A 20304-nucleotide genomic window follows, 5' to 3' on the forward strand; every position below is an offset into this window, starting at 1 on the left:
CCAACCGCCGAGACGATCACCATCACCCCGGCCTCCAGGACCACCTCCAAAGCCAAACGCAAGCTCCCCCGAAGTGCATAAAGTCAGCAGCATTAGGGCTAAGCGGGGAAGTTCAGCGGGACCGACCCGTCAGACCGGTCCGCCAGACCGGCCAGTAAGGCCGGTCAGTAAGGCCGGTCAGCAAGTCCAGCCAGCCGGCCCAGCCATCCAGTCAGCGACACCCGTCGGCGATCCCCCGCGAAAGAGCGGCAGCCCCGCACACCCTGCACACCCCGCTCACCCCGCTCCCGAAAGCAAACCCAGCTACGTCGATTTTCAGCCAAAATCTGTGCGGCCCGGCGCAGTTGGCCCGATACCGGCCAGGGCGCCCGGAGCGCGGCCGATCACCCGCCGGGCGGCCACCGGACCCGCTCCGCCGGGCACCCGGACGCGCCCTCGGGACGCCGCGCCGAACGGCCGGGCGCCCTCCCGGAAGCCGCTGCGGCCGAGCAGGCACCCCCCAGGCCGTCCCGGCGGGCCCTTCCCGCGAAATGCGACAGTCCGGGAGGCGGGACTCGCCCCCCGGACCGGACCGCCACCCGCGGGGAATGAGGCGGCGGTGTCCCCCAGCCCACTGGATCCAGTGCAGCGGGCCGACCCACGCAGGTCTCATGGAAGCGCTCCCGCACCAACCCGGCCAGCGCGCACACACGGGCGCACGGCAACACGTACCCGGAGCACATGCCAAACCCCCTGCGGGCGCTTGGACTTGAAACCCGCCATCCGGGACATCGGGCCTTAACGGTAGGGATTCGGCGAACTACTCTGGGTGGACGCGTGCCCCGGGGTACCGGGGCTGCCGTCGCTGTGTCGAGGGGTGCGCATGTCAAGGGATATACGCGGGCCGAACGAGAAGCTCGGCACCGTTCTCGCCCTCGCGGGGATCAGCAATGCCGGGCTCGCCCGCCGGGTCAACGACCTGGGGGCGCAGCGCGGGTTGACGCTTCGCTACGACAAGACGTCGGTGGCCCGGTGGGTGTCCAAGGGCATGGTGCCGCAGGGCGCCGCGCCCCATCTGATCGCGGCCGCGATAGCGGGCAAGCTCGGCCGTCCGGTGCCGCTCCACGAGATCGGCCTGGCCGACGCCGACCCGGCCCCCGAGGTGGGCCTCGCCTTCCCGCGCGACGTGGGCGCCGCGGTCCGGTCCGCGACCGAGCTGTACCGCCTCGACCTGGCCGGACGGCGCGGTGGCGGGGGCATCTGGCAGAGTCTGGCCGGGTCCTTCTCGGTGAGCGCGTACGCGACACCCGCCTCGCGGTGGCTGATATCCCCGGCCGACAGTTCCGTCGCGCGCGAAGCACCTGACCTGCGGGAAGTACGGGACGGCAACGGCGCGACGGGCAAGGACGGCGCCCCCGGGTCGGACACCGCCCCGCTGCACGTGGGACACAGCGACGTCACCAAGCTGCGCGAGGCCGCCGAGGACGCCCGCCGCTGGGACTCCAAGTACGGGGGCGGTGACTGGCGCTCCTCGATGGTGCCCGAGTGCCTGCGGGTCGACGCGGCGCCGCTGCTCCTCGCCTCGTACAGCGACGAGGTGGGCCGCGCGCTGTTCGGGGCGACCTCCGAACTGACCCGCCTCGCGGGCTGGATGGCCTTCGACACCGGGCAGCAGGAGGCGGCCCAGCGCTACTACATCCAGGCGCTGCGCCTGGCGCGGGCCGCCGCCGACGTCCCACTGGGGGGATATGTCCTGGCCTCGATGTCACTCCAGGCGACCTACCGCGGCTTCGCCGACGAGGGCGTGGACCTGGCGCAGGCCGCCCTCGAACGCAACCGCGGCCTGGCCACCGCCCGCACGATGAGCTTCTTCCGCCTGGTGGAGGCACGCGCGCAGGCCAAGGCCAACGAGGCGCGCGCCTGCGAGGTGGCCCTGAAGGCCGCCGAGGGCTGGCTGGAGCGCTCCCGGGAGGGCGACCCCGACCCGTCCTGGCTGGACTTCTACTCGTACGAACGATTCGCCGCCGACGCCGCCGAGTGCTACCGGGACCTGCGGCTGCCCCGCCAGGTGCGCCGCTTCACGGAGCAGGCGCTGTCCCGCCCCACGGAGGAGTACGTCCGCTCGCACGGGCTGCGGCTCGTCGTCTCCGCCGTGGCCGAGCTGGAGTCCGGCAACCTGGACGCGGCCTGCGCGGCCGGCACCCGGGCGGTCGAGGTGGCCGGCCGCATCTCGTCGGCCCGTACGACCGAGTACGTACGTGATCTCCTGCACCGCCTCGAACCGTACGGTGACGAGCCCCGCGTCGTGGAGCTGCGCGAACGGGCCCGGCCGCTGCTCGTGGCACCGGCGTAGAGCGGGCACGGGCACGACGACAGGTACGGACACGGACACGAGGCGGGCGCGGACACAGGTACAAAGACAGGCGCGGGCACGGGTACGGAGGCGGGCGCGGGGGCAGGTACGGAAACGTACGAGTGTGAGTACGGATGCGAACGTGATTCTGGGTACGGATGCGGGCGTGATCCTGAGTGTGCACGCGGGCGGGGGCCTGGGCGCGGACGCGTCCCCGCCGCTCTCCCGGCCCGTTGTCAGACCCCCGCGTCATGATGGGATACGTCTGATTCCAGGGGAGGTGCTGTGACGGCGTACGACTGCGACGTGCTGGTGATCGGAGCCGGCATCGTCGGACTCTCGACGGCCTACGCGATCACGCGCGCCGCTCCCGGCACCCGCGTGGTGGTCCTGGAGAAGGAGCCGGGCCCCGCCCGGCACCAGACCGGCCGGAACAGCGGCGTGATCCACAGTGGCATCTACTACCCGCCCGGCTCCCTGAAGGCCCGCTTCGCGCTCCAGGGCTCGGCGGAGATGATCAAGTTCTGCCTGGACCACGACATCCCGCACGAGGTCACCGGCAAGCTGATCGTCGCCACCGACCGCAGCGAACTGCCCCGCCTGCACAGCCTCATCCAGCGCGGCCGGGAACACGGCATTCCGGTCCGCGAGCTGGGCCCGGCGCAGCTCGCGACGTACGAACCGGAGGTCAGCGGCCTGGCCGCCATCCATGTCGGTACGACCGGCATCGCCGACTTCGGCGCGGTCGCCCGGCGCTTCGCCGCCCTGGCCACGGACGCGGGCGCCCGCATCGCGTACGGCAGCGAGGTCACCACCATCGGCCGCCGTCCCGGCCGGGTCGCGGTGCGCACCTCCGCCGGCACCGTCGTCCGCGCCCGCACCCTGGTCAACTGCGCCGGCCTGCACTGCGACCGCATCGCGCGCCTGGCGGGCGACGCGCCGGCCATGCGCATCGTCCCCTTCCGCGGCGAGTACTACACCCTCGCCCCGGCCCGCGCCTCCCTGGTGCGCGGCCTGGTCTACCCGGTCCCCGACCCCGCCTTCCCGTTCCTCGGCGTCCACCTCACCCGAGGGATCGACGGCTCCGTCCACATCGGCCCCAACGCCGTCCCCGCCCTCGCCCGCGAGGGGTACGACTGGCGCACCGTCCGCCCCGCGGAACTGGCCGGCACCCTGACGTACCGCGGCTCCTGGCACATAGCCCGCCGCCACTGGCGCTACGGCACCGGTGAACTGCACCGCTCCCTCTCCCGCCGCGCCTTCACCGAAGCGGTCCGCCGCCTGCTCCCGGCCGTCCGCGAAGAGGACCTGCGCCCCGCCCCCGCCGGCGTCCGCGCCCAGGCCGTCCTGCCCGACGGGACCCTCGCCGACGACTTCCTCATCACCGAGTCCCCGTCCGCCGTCCACGTCCTCAACGCCCCGTCCCCCGCGGCCACGGCTTCCCTGCCGATCGGGAGGGAGATAGCCGGGCGGGCACTGGCGATGCTGGAGACGACGGGGTGAGGCCGCCGACGGGCGACTGATGCGGGAGGGCGGCCCGCCCCACCCCGTCCCCACCGCCCCTCTTCCCCGCTCCCCCACTCCCCCGCCCGTAGAATCGACCCACTGTGTCCGAGAACTCCGCCACCCCCGAATCCGGCCCCGCCGCCCGGCCCGGCCCCGCCGCTGAGCCCCGCCCTGCCTCCGCCCCCGGCCCTGCTCCCGGCCCCGATGCCGCGGACCCGGGCGAGCGTCCCGGGCAGGACGACGCAGCGCCGGCCTCGGCGCACCAGCAGGTTTCCCGCCCCGCCCCCAAGCCGATGTTCCCCGACGGCACCGGCCCGGCGGCCGACCCGGCCGGTTCGCACCACGAGCGGCGGATCCGTTCCTTCCAGCCGCGCCGCAGCCGGGTCTCCCCCGGCCAGGCGGACGCCCTGCGACGCCTGTGGCCCCAGTGGGGCCTGGACATCGACGGCCTCTCCCGGATCGACCTGGACCAGCTCTTCGAGGGCCGCCCCGTCGTCCTCGAAATCGGCTTCGGCATGGGCGAGGCCACCGCACAGATGGCCGCCGCCGACCCGGACACCGGCATCCTGGCCTGCGACGTCCACACCCCGGGCCAGGGCAACCTGCTCGGCCTCGCGGAGCGCAACGGCCTGTCCAACATCCGGGTGGCCAACGGCGACGCGATCATCCTGCTCCGCGAGATGCTCGCCCCCGCCTCCCTGGCCGGTCTGCGCGTCTACTTCCCCGACCCGTGGCCCAAGAAGCGGCACCACAAGCGCCGCCTGATCCAGCCCGAGTTCATCTCCCTGGTCACGACGCGGCTCGCCCCGGGCGCGCTGGTCCACTGCGCGACCGACTGGGAGCCGTACGCCGAACAGATGCTGGAAGTCCTCTCCGCCGAGCCCACCCTCGCGAACGAGCATTCCGGCTACGCCCCGCGCCCGGCCTTCCGTCCCTTCACCAAGTTCGAGGGACAGGGCCTGGACAAGGGCCATGTCGTCCACGACCTCCTCTTCCGGCGGCTCCCGGCATAGTCCGCCCCGCGGTGGTTAGGGTCGATGGGTGAATCTGCCGCAGCCGCCTCCGCTTCCGCCGAAACCGGCGTACGCGCCCGACCCGCGCCACGCCGGCCCCGCCGCGTCGCCCGCGGCGGCGCAGTGGCACTACGCACCGCGCCGCCGCCCGGCGCCCTGGCACAGCAGGACGGCCCGCGCCGTCGCCCTCTTCTCGCTCCTCGCCCTCTCCGGCGTGATCATCCTGGCGATGGTCCGCCAGCAGACCGGTACCCAAGGGTTCCTCGTCGGCCTCGGCCTGGCCGTCTTCCCCGTACCCGTCCTCATAGCCGGCTTCTGCTGGCTGGACCGCATAGATCCCGAACCACGCCGCAACCTGCTCTTCGCCTTCGCCTGGGGCGCCTGCGCGGCGACTCTCGTAGCCCTCCTGGCCAACGGTTTCGCCACGAACTGGCTGGAGAATAACCTCTCCACCCTCTCCCCGGACGACGCGAAGACCTGGGGCGCGACCGTCTTCGCCCCGATCATCGAGGAGACGGTCAAGGCGGCCGCCGTCGTCCTGCTCTTCCTCTTCCGTCGCCAGAACTTCGACGGCATCACGGACGGCCTCGTCCTGGCCGGCATCACGGCCACCGGTTTCGCCTTCACCGAGAACGTTCTCTACCTGGGCAACGCCTTCGGCCAGGACCAGTCCCTCGGCCACACCGGACTCGACTCCCTGACCGCCGCGACCTTCTTCGTACGCATCATCCTCTCCCCGTTCGCCCACCCCCTGTTCACCATGCTCACCGGCCTGGCCTTCGGCATAGCCGCGACCAGCTACCCCCACCGCCGGCCGCTGCGCCTGGCCCTGCCCTTCGTCGGCCTGGCCACCGCCGTCCTCCTGCACGCCATCTGGAACGCCGCGACCACCCTCGGCGACCTCGGCTTCATCACCGTCTACGGCCTCTTCATGCTGCCGGTCTTCGCCGCCCTGACCTGGCTCGCCGTCTGGGCCCGCCACCGCGAGCTCCTCGCCCTGCGCACCTACCTCCCCCCGTACGTCGCCACCGGCTGGCTCTCCCCCACCGAACCGATCTCCCTCTCCTCCCTCAAGACCCGCTCAGTGGCCCGCGACATCGCCCGCCGCACCCACGGCCCCGCCGCCGCCCGCGCCGTGACGGAATACGCCGCCGTAGCCACCTCCCTCGCCTTCCTCCGCCGCCGAGCCCACCGCACCGGCCCCACCCCCGACTTCCCCACCCAGGAACGCACCCTCCTCCACCACCTGTGGCACCACAAGCCAGTGGCCCACCCAGCCCTGCTCCAGGCCCTGCATACGACGCACCGGCCGGTGCCCAGCCAAGCGTCCTGGCTGCCAGACGGCGGGCGCAGACCGCCTTACAGCCGGTGACACATCAGGCCCAGGGATGCGATCGGTACGTGCCTGCAGCCGGACAACGGATCACGCCAAGTCCCGCCTATGGCAGGCTCAAGAGCCTGACGCTGGTGTGGTGCCGGCGCATTGGTGAGGTGACTTCGTGTTTCCGCTCGACCATTCGGCCGCTTCCAACACCGTGGCCGCAGCCCTAGCCGGATCGGACAGCGGACTCGTCGCTGTGCGCGAGCATCTCCGGCAGCTCGATCCCCAAGGCGAGCGATTCGCCCGAGTGCTGCGTGACACCATCGACCAGCTGCTCAATGGTGAGGTCACAGGCCGTTACGACTGGAAAACACTGTCCAAGACGGAGAAGACACACGCTGGTTCGATCGTCGAGATCAACCTGCAGCGCGAGTTCGGCTTCGATGACGGTGACGTCACCGATTACCGGATAGCCGGGATTCAGGTCGACTGCAAATACTCCCAGCAGTTCGGCGGGTGGATGATCCCACCCGAGGCGGAGAACCACATCTGTCTGCTGGTCTGGGCCGACGATGAGCAGAGCCGCTGGAGCGCAGGACTGCTCCGGATTCGCCCGGAACTGCTGAACAGCGGCAATAACCGCGACCGCAAGCTAACCATCAAGGCTGAGCACCGCAACAAGATCTACTGGCTTTGGCGGGACGCTCCGCTGCCCGAGAACGTGCTGCTGCACCTGGACCAGGCAACCCGGGACAAGATCCTCGGGCCATCCTCAGGCCAGACGAGAGTCAACGAGCTCTTCCGCCGCGTTCAGATGCGTCCCATCGGCAGAGGTGTGGTGCGTACTGTCGCCCAGCAGAGCGATTACATGGCCCGGGTCCGAGAGGCGAAGGGCCGTGCTCGGACAGTCCTGCGCGAAGTAGGGATCCTCATCCCGGGGCACTACAGCAGCCACCAGGCCGTGGCACGCGGACTCGGCGCCCCCGTGCCGCGGGTCGGTGAGCTCGTCAGTTTCCGGGTAGCTGAAGCGGCCGCTCACCACGAAGGTCTCCCGCGTGTCATCCTCGATAACCGGGCATGGGTCCTTGCGACCCCAGAGGACCCGCCCCAGGCAGCGCCCTTCCTTCCGAAGCACACTGAGAAGAACCGTGACTGACGAGAACCGCTCAGATCAGAGGCAGCCCTCTAACGGCGATATCTGGACCCCGCCGGACGGCTCCTGGGCGTCATCCGCCGCCCGGCGGCGCAACATGCAGGCCATCCGAAGCCGGGACACCAAGCCTGAGCAGCTCATCCGGCGGCTCGTGCACGCACAAGGGCTCCGGTACCGGGTGGCGGCCAGGCCCCTCGCAGACCTTCGCCGGACAGCAGACATGGTCTTCCGTCCGGCGAAGGTCGCGGTGTTCATCGACGGCTGCTACTGGCACGGGTGCCCGGAACACTATGTGCCGCCGAAGACCAACCAGGGGTACTGGTCAGACAAGGTGGCCCGGAACATGGCGCGCGACCGGGACACTGACCAGCGGCTCATCGAAGCGGGATGGACCATCCTCCGGTTCTGGGAGCACGAGTCACCGGGCGACTGCGCCCTCAAGATCGCCAGTACGGTCAGCAGGCTCCGCGGAGATCAGCGCTGACTGTTCTGGAATCTCGAAGAGAGCTGCTTCCCGCGCCCTTCTCGCCGCTTCAGCTTCCAAGGCCGCTTCCCGCTCCAAGGTCTCTTCCACGGGGAAGGGAGCCTTCATGCCCTTCTCCAGGGCGATGATGATCTGCTCACCGATGGCTCGCGCGACCGGCGGCGGGAAGGCGTTACCGACCTGGCGGTATGCCGCTGTCTTGCGCCCGAAAAACTTCCACTTCTCCGGGAAACCCTGGATGATCGCTGCCTGGGTGACGGTCAGCTTCGGACCGATGGGGTGGCCCTGCCTGTCCACGCTGTAAAGGTCCCGGACCGGATCCTTCATATCCTCGGGGTCATTGGCTACCCCCATGGCATCGACTCCGAGCTTGAGCCATGCCTTCTTGGCCCGTGTAGGGCCAAGATCCGCGCCACCATGCTTCTTGGATCCGCCCACCAGCGTAGGCGCTACTCCGGTGACAGCTTTGTCATACCAGCGCTTGTATGCGGCTCGGCCCTCTTCGGAATTGCCGAAGCGCTTCTTCATCGTGGGCGCGAGAGCCTTCGCCACCGTCACCAGTTCGATCTTCTCCGGATCCGGCCAGGTGAAGTGGCCGGCGAACTCCGGGCGCACCGCGACGAGGATTGCACGCGGCCTGAGCTGCGGTACCCCGTAATCGCGAGCTTCGATCACCCGCCAGCCGCAGATGACGTAGCCCTCTTCACGGAGGCGTGCTTTGATCTCCTCGCGGTAGGACTCGAACTTCTGCGGAGGCTGCAGAAGACCCCGCACGTTCTCAATCATGACGGCCTTGGGCTGCAGGTAGCTCACCAGGTCGAGCATGACGGGAAACAGATCGCGCTCGTCATCCCGGCCCAGTTGCTTGCCCGCGGCCGAGAAAGGCGGGCACGGCACGCCGCCGGCCAGGAGGTCGAGGGTTCCGGCTTCCAGCTCAAGGTCGGCCGGGTCGAACTTCGTCAGGTCGGCCGGGATGACTCTGCAGCCGCCCCAGCCGTTCTTCTCCGTGACATTGAGCTTCAGCGTCTCGCACGCGTGCTTGTCGATCTCGATCAGCGCGTGGTGACGGAAACCTGCCTGGTGCAGACCGAGTGCCTGCCCCCCAGCCCCTGCACAGATCTCCACAGAGGTGAACTTGGACTCAGTGCGGGTCATGCACCCTCCTTCCTACGTGCCACGGCGGACACAGCTTGCAGTCCGCCCTCACAGAGGGTGACAGACGCCACTGACAACGGTTCGGCCCCGGCAACAACTCGGCCTCCACTAGTGTGCGGCACTCGTTCGCGCCGCTGCTGCCATCACAGACAACGCAGCGAACGCCTCTCAGTATTGCCGCAACCGCATCCCAGCGACGTTCAGGAGCCGGTGACACAGACCGAGAGTCACGTACCGAAGGACATCATGATGCACTCAGCCGGCACTCTTCATCGCTTCGCGGCAGCCGCCACCGCGATACGGAGAATCCGCAGCTGCTCACCCCCGCCAGGCGGCGCCCAGATGCCGCAGCAGTGCCTGGACATCCGCAGCGTCCATGCCACCAGCAACAGAGGGCTCTTCCTGCAGGTCAGCGAGCTGCCGAACGGCGGGATCGTCAAGGATGCCGCCCATGAACTCCAGTTTTTCTTCCATACGGCGGGCCACGACCTCGTCCACCGTCCCGGTGGCGGCAAGCACAGTGACACGCGTCTCAGTACCCGGCGCGAGCCCCAGCCGGTGGATGCGGTCCAGGCTCTGCAAGAACCGTCCGGCCATGAAGTCCCGGTCCACATAGATCGCGTCGTGACACACCTGATGAAGGCTGATGCCTTCGCCCAGGGTCGCCGGGTTGGACAGCAGCACCATGCAGTCCGGATCGGTCCGGAAGCGGTGAATCTGTTCCTCGCGGTCAGCTGTGCCCCCGTGGACTACGGCCGGACCGTAGTCGGCGAACAGATGCTCCATCGTGGTCAGACTGCGTACGAAGGTGGACCATACAAGGGTCTTCCGGCCAGCGGCCGCGTTCTCGGCCAGCAGGCTCAGCGCCTCTGAGTACTTCGGGGACACTTCGTAGCTCGGCAGGTCCCGCATCAGCTCGTACAGCGAATCGCCTTCCGGAACATCCAGCGGCGGCACCTGGTAGGCGAGAGGCTCGTATTTGCTGCTGCCTTCGCGCAGCAGTGCGGGGCTGGTGGCAGCCATGAGGAGCCGCATCAGCGCCTTGCCCAGTGCGTCGAAGTCGTCCCGGGACGTCTCGGCTCTGGCCGTGAAGCGGCCGATCAGCGCGTCGTAGATTTCGCGGTGCAGGTCCGGGAGGTCTACGTAGCGGATTCGGGTCTCGTAGGGGGGGAGGCCGAGTTCGTGCTTAGTAGTACGGGTAAAAAGCGGGCGCAGGATCTTGCTGGCGTACGCCAGGTCCCCGCCGTTCACCGCGCTGGTCACTACCCGCCTGCCATGACCTGGCCAGACGAAGGACAGCAGGTTCTCCAGGTCGCGGGCCCCGTTAGGAGCCGGCGTACCGGTCAGGATAAGCCGACGACGGCTGAGGGGGCCCAGGAGCATGCAAGCGCTTCCATAGACACCATTCGCGCCCAGTTTCATCCTGTGTGCTTCGTCCAGGATCACCATGGACGGGGCCGCCCGAAGCCAGGAGGCGAGCTGGGCCAGTGAGCGGTCCAGTCGTTCGTAGTTCACGAGCAGCAGTTCCGTGCCGAGGTCGGGGCTCTTGGCCATGACCTCGGCGGCGAGCGGCTCTTCGAAGCAGGCCGCGCTTTCGAAGAGCCACGATTCGTACGCTGACTTCGGACTGACCACGAGGAGCCGCCTGACTTCTCCGCGTGCCCGCATCGCCGCGTAGACCGCCAGCCCGACGCGGGTTTTTCCGGCTCCCGGGACGCTGAAATTCGCGCCGTGCCGCATGGAAAGCAGGTGCGCGATGTCGCGCCGCTGGAAGGACGTGAGGTCAGCCTTCCAGCCAGCGCCCAGCAGGGAGATGACATCGTCCGCGGTGACTGCCGCGCCGCCCTCGCCGGCCAGTGCCTGCTCGGCTGCCTCGGCGTCATCCAGCACGCTGCCGACAAGGTCAGCCAGCGTCTCGTCCCACTCGACATCTTCCGGGGCCGGCCAGGTGCCCAGCGCTTCCAGGCCGACGAGGAAGTCATCGAGCTCGACTTCCACAACCAGCGGGCCGCTCCGCGTACTGGCGGGGAACCAGCCCGCCAGCTGGGTGAGGTCGCTCTGGTGGGCTGGGCTTACCCGCAGGGCCGCCTTGGTACGGGTTACGTCGAACCCGATGTGCAGCGACGGCTCCTGCTTGCCCTCCATCGGCCGTCACTCCTCCTGTTTCACCGCACCGAGCAGCCACTCAACCCCGTCCCCGGGGACTTCGATGCTACGGGCAGACTCAAGGGCGAGTTTCCCGAGGCTGTCCCGCAGCTTCAGCACCGCTTCGTCGAACGCTTCCTCGTCGAGGCTCCGGGAAGCCCTGGCCATCACCAGATCGGTGATGCACTGCTCGATGTCCTGGCACGCGTCGGTGATGCGCCCGGGGGCAGCCTGCTTGCGCTTGCGGATACGAGCGTCCTTGCCGGCCGGGACCAGGGCCTCTTCGAACGCGTACTTGGCCGCCTCGAAGGTACGCGTCGCCACCTGTACACGCTCGGCAGATACACCACTCGCCGTCGGGCTTACCGCCTTCGCCCGCAGAACAGTGTCAGTGAGTGTCCTGGCTACCGTGACACTGGCGTCTACGGACTTCATCGACCTTCCGAGCCCGGGGATCGCGACTGAGCTCACAGCGGAAGACTCGGTCTTCAGCTCTTCAGGCAGGCGCTGGTCGAGATACCGGCGCGCGAAGTCCGGCTCGATCAGCCGCACGTCAGTCTTGGAGAAGCCGAGGACCATGGCTGCCAGCCGGTTCTCCTTCATCACGTCAGCGTTGGCCTTGCTAACCCGCGCTTCCTTTACATACCTGCGGTGCAGCTCGCGCAGCTTCTCCTGGTGCTGCTCGAAGTCAAGCAGCCTCAGCCCGGTCCCCTCGCTCCGGCTCCGCTCAATGAGATCGCGCAGGCAGGTGAGGATCCACTGGTCCTGCTTGCAGGTCTCCTCCTTGATCCGGAAGTCTCGGGCGATGTCCTTAGCGGAGCGGCCGAGCTCCGCCTGCTCATCGATAGCCAGCAGCCGGTTGATGTACGAGTACTCGCGGCGGTGGTCCTTACGCAGCTGCAACGACAGCTCTACCGCGTTGATGTCGTCCCAGGTACACGACTCCGGGAGCACACCGACGCGGATGTGCGCGACGCCCAGATCCTTCAGCGCGGCCCGCCTGGTGTTGCCGTTGACCAGCACACCATCGCGTGTGATGAGCCCGGGATCGTTCTGCCGGAAGTCGCGCAGGCTCTCCATCAGGGCGATGAAATCCGGGTCATCCTTCGACGGGTCAGCCGGCAGCGCCTTCAAGAGTTGGTGCAGGTATTCCTGGCTGCGGTCGCTCCAGGGGTCGCTGTGCAGCTCAGCGTCGAGCGCTGGGTCGTGATCACGCTGTGCCCTGATGCGGTGCGTGCCCGGGTTGTAGTAGAGGTCGGCCACCGGCATGTCGATGACCTCGACGTGCAAGGGCTGGCTCCGCCACTCAACAGTGAGGCTTTCCCTGGTGCCGGCTGCCGACTCAGCCTCCTCCAGCCGCTGCCGTACCCGCTCCTGGTTGGCGGCCGCCTTGGGCGGACGTCCGAAGTCCATGCTCACGTTCCGTTCTCCTGGCTCTGAAAAATCATGGGGCTGTCCCAGCCGGCGCGGCTAGCGTCCGTCCTCAAGGCCGAGCTGCTCACGTACCTGAGCCCGCGAGTCCGCGGGCAGCGACCGGTAGTCGGCCCAGATCCGCTCCAGCTCGCTGAACTCACGGCGGTCCTTCGCCATCCAGCCGGCCAGAATCTTGCGCTCCATCGGACCGATCCGCTGTACGGCGCCGAGTACGCCCGGGAGGTCTGCCGCCAGTTCCCGGCCGCCCACCCGGCACCGGTTGCATTCGGTGACCAGCTGCACTTCGGCTGCTCCCCCTGCCCCCTGCACTGGCCGCCGGGCAATGTCCAGCTGCGCGGCCTCGTACGTGCCCGGGTACGTCTGGCCCGCGGAGATCCCGCACGACCGGCAGAAGTGCCCGTCCCGCGCGAGGATTTCGCGCCGCTGGGTAGCTGTGATGGCCGCCGCCTGCTTGGAGCGGCCCTTGCCGGGCTCCCAGACCGCTTCACCCCGGGTGACGAAGCGCTGCTCGTGCGGTTCGAGGTGCGCGTCCTCACGGTTTGTATCAATCCGCCAGCCATGGTCCCGCAAGTCGCGCATGCGGCGGTCGATCTGCGACGTCTCAGGGAAGGCGGCCCTCAGAGCCCCCTTGGTGAAGACCTCTCCTTCACCGACTTCGGTGACAAGCCACAGGGCAGCACGCTTCATCGTGCCGAGCTTCTTGTCCTCCCAGGACGGCAGTGTCACAGACACAGAGGACCACCTTTCACTTTCCGCAAGTTCTTGTAACTGAACGGATTCACCGGCCACATTCTTCCCGCCGTCGGATTCACAGGTCCGCCAGCATCACCTGGAAGGTGGGCCACCCTCCCAAGGATCCACATCGGACGCCCAGATTCAACACGACAACGCTCTCCCGCATTCGCAAAAACGCGAATACGAAGCCATTGACTTCCTGCCCTGTTAAGGGTAAGCGAGGCCAGTTTTGACGAACCCCTTGTGGCGCGCATCACAAAAAATGGCCATTGCAAAGCGATCTGTGTCGGCAAGCCGCCTCCGCCGCCCTGCCGCACCCACTTGCCGGTCCCCCTGGATTAACCGACCGGCCAGAACTTTTCCGCGGAGATCGCCAGCAGAGGCTCGGCTCTGCGAACAGGGCGCGAACACGCGAGAAGCCGACGCGCACCTCCTGACGTGCACTTATGCCAGCTCCCGCGCTACCCGGCAGCGCCGACCCACCGAACCGGCCAACGACGCCCGCTGTTCGCGGCACAACCGGACGCGAACATTCCGATTTCCCCAGAGCGCCGTCTCCAGGGAGACATCAAGTTTTCTTGTCCAGCGATGCCACGCCGACAGGCCCGATGCCCCGCTGGCACTTTCCGCTGGATGAGCTAAAGTCCTGCTAACCCGAAGACCTCTGAGCGGCAGACCCCGCATAGTGACCGGGCCCGCGGCGAACCGCCCACCTGCACCAGCGGCCCCCGGCGATTCAGCATTGACTTTCTGTAAGCTGCTGGTGCAAGAATTCTGACCGTCGGAAGAAACCCGTACGTACACGGAGACCGGTAACCGCCCATGCCCAACCTCCCGTTAACCCGCCACACCCGCAGAAGGGAATCCGTGCCGTGCCGCCGAAAGGTCAGGTGAGCGCCCAGCCCCTCGCCGGTCTCACGTCTGAAGCGCGAGAACTGGCGCTTACCGTCGCGCACCTGAGCGCGCTGGGCCGGGGGGGCAGGACCCAGAAAGCTGTCGCGCGGGACGTCTCCGTTGCCCCCTCAACGCTCACGGACTACACGACTGGGCGCCGTATGGCTCCGGAAGACGTCGTGCGGAGGCTCTGGACCCTCGCACAAGCCTCGCAGTCGGATACGGGACAGCCGCCTCCAGCGCTGGAAAGGGTCTTGGAGACGCACCGGAACGCCGTCCTCGCCCGGCAGGGTTATCCGCCAGGCGAAACCACCACGCCGTTTCCGGCCCAGGCGCAGCGCCCTGCCACCCGCGCGTCCCACGAAGCAGCAACGGCTGCTCCCGCCGCGGACGACGAGGCCCTCAGCCACCTCCGTGCCGGGCGGGACGCGGACGCTGCTACCTACCTGTGGCACGCCGGCCGGGCTCACGCTCCGGCGGAAATCCGGGACGCGGTCACCACGTACCGGGCCGCGGGACGGGAGGACGCAGCCGAAGCCATGCTGAACAGTGCTGCGGCCCGTGACCTCCGTGCCGTACTCCGCATCGTCGGCACGCTTCTGGAAGCACAGCAGATCGAGGACGCTGCCACGCTCGTCGATGCCGCCCTCAGCCACCACCCCGCCTGACCGCTGCCCTACGCGGCGGCTTCACCGAGAGGGAAGACCGTTATCCGGAACGCCGTTCACGAGCCTGCCAGCACCAGGCCCCGGGCCCCACCTACTGAGAGCAGTGCCAGCCCCGAGGGGGCTGGGCACGGACACAGCTCAGCCGTACTGGTTGGTCTGCGCGGCCCTTGCGCGGACAGAAGACGGCCCGCCGCTCCATCTTTTGCCGGAGGAAGCGACGGGCGTCACGTCACCACCAAGCCGTTGAACAAGGAAGTGAACGCATGAACCACGATCCCATGAACCTGCGGGCTGGCGCCTCCCCGGCGCTGCTGATCCTGTGCGTCTGCTCGAACCCGGTCGTCAGCCTGGTTTCGGGCTCGGGGCATGGGCCCCAGGACCCCGCGCACCTCTGGGCCCTGGTGGTCCTGGCCTCCGTAGCCATGATCTGCCAGACCTGGTACCAGGTGGCTGCCACCCGGCGGTCGTAGCGGCCGGATCGCGTTGTGACACCCCTCTATGAGCGGTCCTCCTCGTAGCGGTACGGCAGCGCGGCCGGCAGACACCCGTCTCCTGGCCGCGCTGGCCTTCTGTGTCAGCCGCCGGCGTAGGGTCACGTTCATTGGTTCTCTGAAAGGGAGGTTCCGGACATGGCGCAGGTGCCGGCGGCAGTGATAGCGGCAGGCGGGCTCGTAGGTGGTTACGGCGTGGCGCGTTGGACCAAGAAGCGGCCGTTGGGTGGGGTGGCGCTGGCGGCGGCGGGGGCCTTGGCGGCTCGGGAGTGGGAGCGGAAGGCGGGGAAGAAGGCTGCTGCGGTGTTGAGCGGGGCTTATGTGGCGGCGTTTGCCGGGTCGCATCCGTTGGCCAAGAAGGTGGGGGCCTGGCCTTCGGTGTTTGCGGTGGCGGGGGTTGTGGGGGCGGCTTCGTGGGCTGTAGCTGATCGACGGGCGTAGCCGGGGGTGCTGGGTCCGTTTTGGGCGAGGGGCCTGGCACGCGCGGGTGAAGGGCGGGGGCGTACCAGCACGCGCGGGTAGAGGGCGGGTGCGTACCAGGGGGTACGCACCCGCCCTTTGCGTCGCGGGGGGAAAGGGTGGTCAGGCCGAGGCCTCGTTGAGGAGGGTCAGGTCGTTCTGGGTGAGGTGGAGGTCGGGGGCGGACATGAGGGCGGGGAGCTGGTCGACTGTGCGGGCGCTGGCGATGGGGGCCGCGACCGTGGGCTGGGCGGCGAGCCAGGCGAGGGCCACCGTCGCGTGTTCGGCCTGGTGGGAGGTGGCGACCGTGTCGAGGGCGGCGAGGACCTTGCGGCCTCGGTCGGTGGCCAGGTGCTTGGCGGCCGTCTCGGAACGGGCGCTGTTCACGTCGCTGTCCGGGCGGTACTTGCCGGTGAGGAAGCCCGACGCCAGGGCGTAGTACGGGACGGCGGAAACGCCGTGGCGGGCGGCGGTGTCGGCGAGGTCACCTTCGTAGGTGTCGCGGGAGACCAGGTTGTAGTGGGGCTGGACGGCGACGTAGCGGGCCAGGTTCTCGTCGGCTGAGAAGGTCAGGGCGGCTTCGAGGCGCTGGGCCGAGATGTTGGAGGCGGCGATCTCGCGGACCTTGCCGGCCTTGACCAGGTCGTCGAGGGCCGGGAGGAAGTCGGAGACGGCGAGGGACTCGTCGTCGTAGTGGGTGTAGTAGAGGTCGATGTAGTCGGTGCGCAGGCGGGTGAGGGAGGCGTCGACGGCGGCCTTGATGGTGGTGGGGGCGAGCCCCTTGAGGTCCGGGTATGCGCCGACCTTGGTGGCGATGACGACCTCGTCGCGGTTGCCGCGGGAGGCGAGCCAGTTGCCGAGGACGGTTTCGGATTCGCCGCCCTTGTTGCCCGGCGCCCAGGCCGAGTAGACGTCGGCGGTGTCGATGAAGTTGCCGCCGCCGGCGACGTACGCGTCCAGGACGGCGAAGGACTCGGGCTCGTCCGCGGTCCAGCCGAAGACATTGCCTCCGAGGGAGAGCGGGAAGACGGACAGGGAGCCGAGAGACTTCTGTGTCGCGTTCATGATCTGTCCAAACCAGGAGGAGCCGCACCAAGTCGCGGCTGAGGGAAGGGGAACGGGAGGCAGCGGGGTCGGTCACGTGTCGGGGGCCGTGGACAGCGGGCTGGCGATGCTTTCCAGGGAGCGGCGTTCGGCGCGTACGGCCAGGAAGGCGGCGGTCAGGCCGGCCAGGCACATGAGGGCGGCGCCGATGCAGAAGGCGAGTGCGGTGTCGGCCGCCACGCCGGATTCCGTCAGTTCGGCGAAGACCAGGGGGCCGCTGATGCCGCCCGCGGCCGTGCCGATCGCGTAGAAGAAGGCGATGGCCATGGCCCGGGTCTCCATCGGGAAGATCTCCGAGACGGTCAGGTACGCGCTGCTCGCACCCGCCGACGCGAAGAAGAGGACCACGCACCAGCAGGCGGTGAGCGTGGTGGCCGTCAGATGGCCGGCCGCGAAGAGCCAGGCGGTCGCGAAGAGCAGAACGCCGGAGAGCAGGTAGGTGCCGGAGATCATGATGCGGCGGCCGACGGTGTCGAAGAGCTTGCCCAGGAGGAGCGGGCCGAGGAAGTTGCCGGCCGCCATGACGGCGAAGAAGTAGCCGGTGTGCGAGGTCGACACGTCGAAGAACGAGGTGAGGATGGCGCCGAAGCCGAAGGTGACGGCGTTGTAGAGGAACGCCTGGCCGATGAAGAGGGCAAGGCCGAGGATGGCGCGCCGGCGGTAGCGCGAGAAGACGGTGCGGCCGATTTCGAGGAAGCCGATGCTCTTGCGGGGGTGGATGGTGATCTCGCCCTCGGGCTCCGGGAGGCGCTCACCCTTCTCGTTGGTGATCTGCTTCTCGATGGAGGTGACGAGACGATCCGCCTCGTCACCCCGGCCGTGGATGAACAGCCAGCGTGGGCTCTCGGGCACGCTGCGGCGTACGAGGAGGATGACCAGGCCGAGGACGACGCCGAGCGCGAAGGTCAGCCGCCAGCCGAGGTTCATGGGAAAGATGTCGGTGTCCAGCATCACGATGGACAGCAGGGAGCCGCCGATCGCGCCGAGCCAGAAGCTGCCGTTGATGACGAGATCGACGCGGCCCCGGTAGGCCGAGGGGATCAGTTCGTCGATGGCGGAGTTGATCGCCGCGTACTCGCCGCCGATCCCGAAACCGGTCAGGAAGCGGAAGAGGAAGAACCACCAGGAGGAGAAGGAGACCGCGGTCAGGGCGGTGGCGGCCAGGTAGACGGCCAGGGTGATCAGGAAGAGCTTCTTACGGCCGAAGAGGTCGGTGAGCCGCCCGAAGAACAGCGCGCCCAGGCAGGCCCCGGCCACGTACAGCGCCGCGGCGACACCGGTGACCTGCGCGGACGAGATGGGCAGCCCGCTGCCGTGCTCGGACAGGCGGCCGGCGATGTTGCCGACGACGGTGACTTCCAGGCCGTCGAGGATCCACACCGTGCCGAGGCCGACGACCACCATCCAGTGCCAGCGCGACCAGGGGAGGCGGTCGAGGCGGGCGGGGACGTCGGTGGTGATGGTGGGGGCAGCGACATTGCGGTGGGACGCGGGCGGGTGGGTGCCGGTGGGGGTACGGGGGCTGCTGTCCCCGGGCGCTGCGGCTCCCCCGCCGTACTCCGCGCCCGACGTGTCCCCTGCCTTGTCGTTCGGACTCATCGCACCCTCCTGAACCGGGCCGGGGCCGGTCACCCCGGCGGCGCATCCGTCCGAGTGCCCGGCGGACAGCGCGCGAAGCAGGGGAAATGCCCAGGTTGAGGGGGATTCTCTTACGAGGCGGGGGGCCACCGGGGCAGATCGGCCCCGCGGCGCGGCAGCGTGTCGTGGAGGAGGGAGGACAGGGAGGAGGGAGAGGAGGGAGAACGAAGGGGGAGAGGGGTAGGGGGAGGTGCCTCCGGGATCAGACGCCGATGCCGTGTTCGCGCAGCCACGGCTTCGGGTCCACCGGGGTGCCGTGCGGGCGTACTTCGAGGCGGAGGTGGGGGTCGGTGACGTTGCCGGTGGCGCCGACCCGGCCGATGATGTCGCCGGCGGCGACCCGGCCGGAGGTCCGCACCAGGGAGGACAGGTGGCAGAACCACAGTTCCGTACCGTCGTCCAGGGTCAGGACGGACCGGTAGCCGTACGCGCCGGCCCAGCCCGCCTGCGTGATCGTGCCGCCGTGGATCGCCTTGACCGGGGTGCCTGCGGGGGCGGCGAAGTCCTGGCCCGTGTGGTTGGCGGCCCAGCGGTCGCCGGCCTGGCCGAATCCGGCGGCGAAGGTGTAGGTGGAGAGCGGGGTGACGGAGCCGCGGGCGGGCGGCGTCGCGTGCTGTGCGGCGTTCTCGACAGCGGCTTGCTCCGCGGCGAGACGTTCCTCCTCGGCGGCGCTCTGCTGCCGGTCGGCGTGCGGGCTGACGTGGTCGCTCAGCGACTGACCCACGCCCGTGCCGTGCAGATCGCCCGTACCGTGCAGGTCCCCGGTGCTGTGCAGGGCGCCCGTGCCGTGCATGCCGCCGGTTCCCCGTCCGGCCGCGGCGGGAGGGGCAGAAGCGGCGGAAGCGATGGAAGCGGTGGGCTCGGTGCCGGCCTCCACAGCGTTCGAGGAAGCCTCGCCCGAGGGAACCAGGTCCGGAAAAACCGTGTCCGGGGAAGCTGTGGCCGAGTCGGATGCCGGCTCGCCGACATCCGGCAGGGATATCGCGACCTGCGGCTTCCCCTCGGCGGAGGCCATGCCGCCGGCGCCGACCGCCGCGATCACGCCGACGCCGAGGGCCGTACCGCTGCGGGCGAGTCCGCCGCGCTGCTTGCCGGCCACCCGGTGCTTGCCGCGTGCGGGCCGTACGGAGTCCTCGGTGGGGTTCCACTCCTCCCAGGTGCCGGTGTCGAAAGCAGTCGGCTCGGCAGCGAACGCAGCGGGCTCGGCAGCGAACGGCCCGGAGCCGGCAGCCGGAACAGCGGTGGGAACGGCGGCAGCAGCAGTGGCAGCGGCGGTGCCGGAAGCGAAAGCACCAGGCGCGACGGCGGCAACATCGGCCGCCGCCCCGCTGGCAGCAGCATCGGCCGCGCCCCCGCTGACGGCGGCATCGGCCGCGCCGCCCGCACCCGCGCCGAACGCCTGGAACGGGCCGGAGGCGCCGGGAGCGGCGCCGAAAGGAATCTCGGAGCCGGAGCCGGCAGGGCTGTTGGACGCCACGGGGGCGTACTCCTTTCCTTCCTCTCGCCTACCGGGTCAGCGGTGGAGCCGCCTCCCAGGCCGGTCCGGCGCCGGAGCGGGACGGACCTCCGGAGTCGTGCGGGCGCTGGGACGTGCGGAGCAGGAAGACCTGCCACGGACGGCAGGCGGCGGGCGGCGGGCGACTTCCGACGGATCGGCGGCCGTCCGGCCCGGCGCACCCCAACGTGGTGGTTCCCCGGTTCCCAGGACACGCGCTGGTACGGCACCGGCCCCGAGGCCGGTCCAGTGGTGCCCCAACGGTGATTCAGTTGTG

General features: G+C 69.3%; 16 protein-coding genes and 1 pseudogene. 10 read left to right on the plus strand and 7 right to left on the minus strand.

The window, feature by feature from the left end; translation table 11 throughout:
* Positions 1 to 862 precede the first annotated feature (862 nt).
* From AB0A97_RS33495 to AB0A97_RS33520, 6 genes are all read left to right on the plus strand, one after another.
* Positions 863 to 2332 carry an MFS transporter gene (locus tag AB0A97_RS33495; RefSeq protein WP_361157167.1) on the plus strand — a complete coding sequence of 490 codons (1470 nt, stop codon included), beginning with the start codon at positions 863 to 865 and terminating at the stop codon, positions 2330 to 2332.
* Between the two features lie 285 nt (positions 2333 to 2617).
* The gene (gene lhgO, locus AB0A97_RS33500) at positions 2618 to 3835 is read left to right on the plus strand and encodes an L-2-hydroxyglutarate oxidase (RefSeq protein WP_361157169.1); all 1218 of its coding nucleotides are present in this window, start codon (positions 2618 to 2620) and stop codon (positions 3833 to 3835) included.
* A 104-nt stretch (positions 3836 to 3939) separates the two neighbouring features.
* The gene (gene trmB, locus AB0A97_RS33505) at positions 3940 to 4851 is read left to right on the plus strand and encodes a tRNA (guanosine(46)-N7)-methyltransferase TrmB (RefSeq protein ID WP_361157172.1); all 912 of its coding nucleotides are present in this window, start codon (positions 3940 to 3942) and stop codon (positions 4849 to 4851) included.
* A gap of 28 nt (positions 4852 to 4879) precedes the next feature.
* Positions 4880 to 6223: a PrsW family intramembrane metalloprotease gene (locus AB0A97_RS33510; protein ID WP_361157175.1), complete on the plus strand. Its 1344-nt coding sequence runs from the start codon at positions 4880 to 4882 to the stop codon at positions 6221 to 6223.
* A 127-nt stretch (positions 6224 to 6350) separates the two neighbouring features.
* Positions 6351 to 7328: a NaeI family type II restriction endonuclease gene (locus tag AB0A97_RS33515; RefSeq protein WP_361157178.1), complete on the plus strand. Its 978-nt coding sequence runs from the start codon at positions 6351 to 6353 to the stop codon at positions 7326 to 7328.
* Positions 7329 to 7368: 40 nt separating this feature from the next.
* Positions 7369 to 7809, plus strand: coding sequence for a very short patch repair endonuclease (locus AB0A97_RS33520; RefSeq protein WP_361157466.1), 441 nt, complete (start codon positions 7369 to 7371; stop codon positions 7807 to 7809).
* Here AB0A97_RS33520 and dcm read toward each other — a convergent pair.
* From dcm to AB0A97_RS33540, 4 genes are all read right to left on the minus strand, one after another.
* Positions 7744 to 8964, minus strand: coding sequence for a DNA (cytosine-5-)-methyltransferase (gene dcm / locus AB0A97_RS33525; RefSeq protein ID WP_361157181.1), 1221 nt, complete (start codon positions 8962 to 8964; stop codon positions 7744 to 7746). The two genes, AB0A97_RS33520 and dcm, sit on opposite strands and share 66 nt — an antisense overlap.
* Before the next feature lie 318 nt (positions 8965 to 9282).
* Entirely contained in the window at positions 9283 to 11109 is a 1827-nt protein-coding gene (locus AB0A97_RS33530) for a DEAD/DEAH box helicase (RefSeq protein ID WP_361157184.1), read from the minus strand.
* A 6-nt stretch (positions 11110 to 11115) separates the two neighbouring features.
* Entirely contained in the window at positions 11116 to 12528 is a 1413-nt protein-coding gene (locus AB0A97_RS33535) for a transcriptional regulator (RefSeq protein WP_361157186.1), read from the minus strand.
* A 51-nt stretch (positions 12529 to 12579) separates the two neighbouring features.
* Positions 12580 to 13269 carry a hypothetical protein gene (locus AB0A97_RS33540; RefSeq protein WP_361157469.1) on the minus strand — a complete coding sequence of 230 codons (690 nt, stop codon included), beginning with the start codon at positions 13267 to 13269 and terminating at the stop codon, positions 12580 to 12582.
* 899 nt (positions 13270 to 14168) lie between these two features.
* Between AB0A97_RS33540 and AB0A97_RS33545 the strand changes: the two are divergent.
* The 4 genes and pseudogenes from AB0A97_RS33545 to AB0A97_RS33560 form a co-directional block, all read left to right on the plus strand.
* A pseudogene (locus AB0A97_RS33545) lies at positions 14169 to 14381 on the plus strand (helix-turn-helix domain-containing protein); the annotation flags it as partial.
* Positions 14382 to 14426: 45 nt separating this feature from the next.
* Complete coding sequence (locus AB0A97_RS33550; protein ID WP_361157487.1) at positions 14427 to 14840, plus strand: hypothetical protein; 414 nt, start codon at positions 14427 to 14429, stop codon at positions 14838 to 14840.
* Between the two features lie 263 nt (positions 14841 to 15103).
* Positions 15104 to 15310 carry a hypothetical protein gene (locus AB0A97_RS33555; protein ID WP_361157188.1) on the plus strand — a complete coding sequence of 69 codons (207 nt, stop codon included), beginning with the start codon at positions 15104 to 15106 and terminating at the stop codon, positions 15308 to 15310.
* A 159-nt stretch (positions 15311 to 15469) separates the two neighbouring features.
* Positions 15470 to 15772 carry a hypothetical protein gene (locus AB0A97_RS33560; protein WP_361157189.1) on the plus strand — a complete coding sequence of 101 codons (303 nt, stop codon included), beginning with the start codon at positions 15470 to 15472 and terminating at the stop codon, positions 15770 to 15772.
* 141 nt (positions 15773 to 15913) lie between these two features.
* Here AB0A97_RS33560 and AB0A97_RS33565 read toward each other — a convergent pair whose 3' ends face one another.
* The 3 genes from AB0A97_RS33565 to AB0A97_RS33575 form a co-directional block, all read right to left on the minus strand.
* Complete coding sequence (locus tag AB0A97_RS33565; protein WP_361157191.1) at positions 15914 to 16855, minus strand: aldo/keto reductase; 942 nt, start codon at positions 16853 to 16855, stop codon at positions 15914 to 15916.
* A 72-nt stretch (positions 16856 to 16927) separates the two neighbouring features.
* The gene (locus AB0A97_RS33570; protein ID WP_361157193.1) at positions 16928 to 18493 is read right to left on the minus strand and encodes an MFS transporter; all 1566 of its coding nucleotides are present in this window, start codon (positions 18491 to 18493) and stop codon (positions 16928 to 16930) included.
* Positions 18494 to 18734: 241 nt separating this feature from the next.
* Positions 18735 to 20009, minus strand: coding sequence for a M23 family metallopeptidase (locus tag AB0A97_RS33575; protein ID WP_361157195.1), 1275 nt, complete (start codon positions 20007 to 20009; stop codon positions 18735 to 18737).
* Positions 20010 to 20304 lie beyond the last annotated feature (295 nt).

Origin of the sequence: Streptomyces sp. NPDC045470 (assembly GCF_040646595.1) — a bacterium.
Classification (GTDB): Bacteria; Actinomycetota; Actinomycetes; order Streptomycetales; family Streptomycetaceae; genus Streptomyces.

Excerpts from the sequence above, each read along its gene's own strand:
- AB0A97_RS33495 (WP_361157167.1), top strand. The coding sequence starts at position 863 with ATGTCAAGGGATATACGCGGGCCGAACGAGAAGCTCGGCACCGTTCTC.
- dcm (WP_361157181.1), bottom strand. The coding sequence starts at position 8,964 with ATGACCCGCACTGAGTCCAAGTTCACCTCTGTGGAGATCTGTGCAGGG.
- AB0A97_RS33530 (WP_361157184.1), bottom strand. The coding sequence starts at position 11,109 with ATGGAGGGCAAGCAGGAGCCGTCGCTGCACATCGGGTTCGACGTAACC.
- AB0A97_RS33555 (WP_361157188.1), top strand. The coding sequence starts at position 15,104 with ATGAACCACGATCCCATGAACCTGCGGGCTGGCGCCTCCCCGGCGCTG.
- AB0A97_RS33560 (WP_361157189.1), top strand. The coding sequence starts at position 15,470 with ATGGCGCAGGTGCCGGCGGCAGTGATAGCGGCAGGCGGGCTCGTAGGT.
- AB0A97_RS33565 (WP_361157191.1), bottom strand. The coding sequence starts at position 16,855 with ATGAACGCGACACAGAAGTCTCTCGGCTCCCTGTCCGTCTTCCCGCTC.
- AB0A97_RS33570 (WP_361157193.1), bottom strand. The coding sequence starts at position 18,493 with ATGAGTCCGAACGACAAGGCAGGGGACACGTCGGGCGCGGAGTACGGC.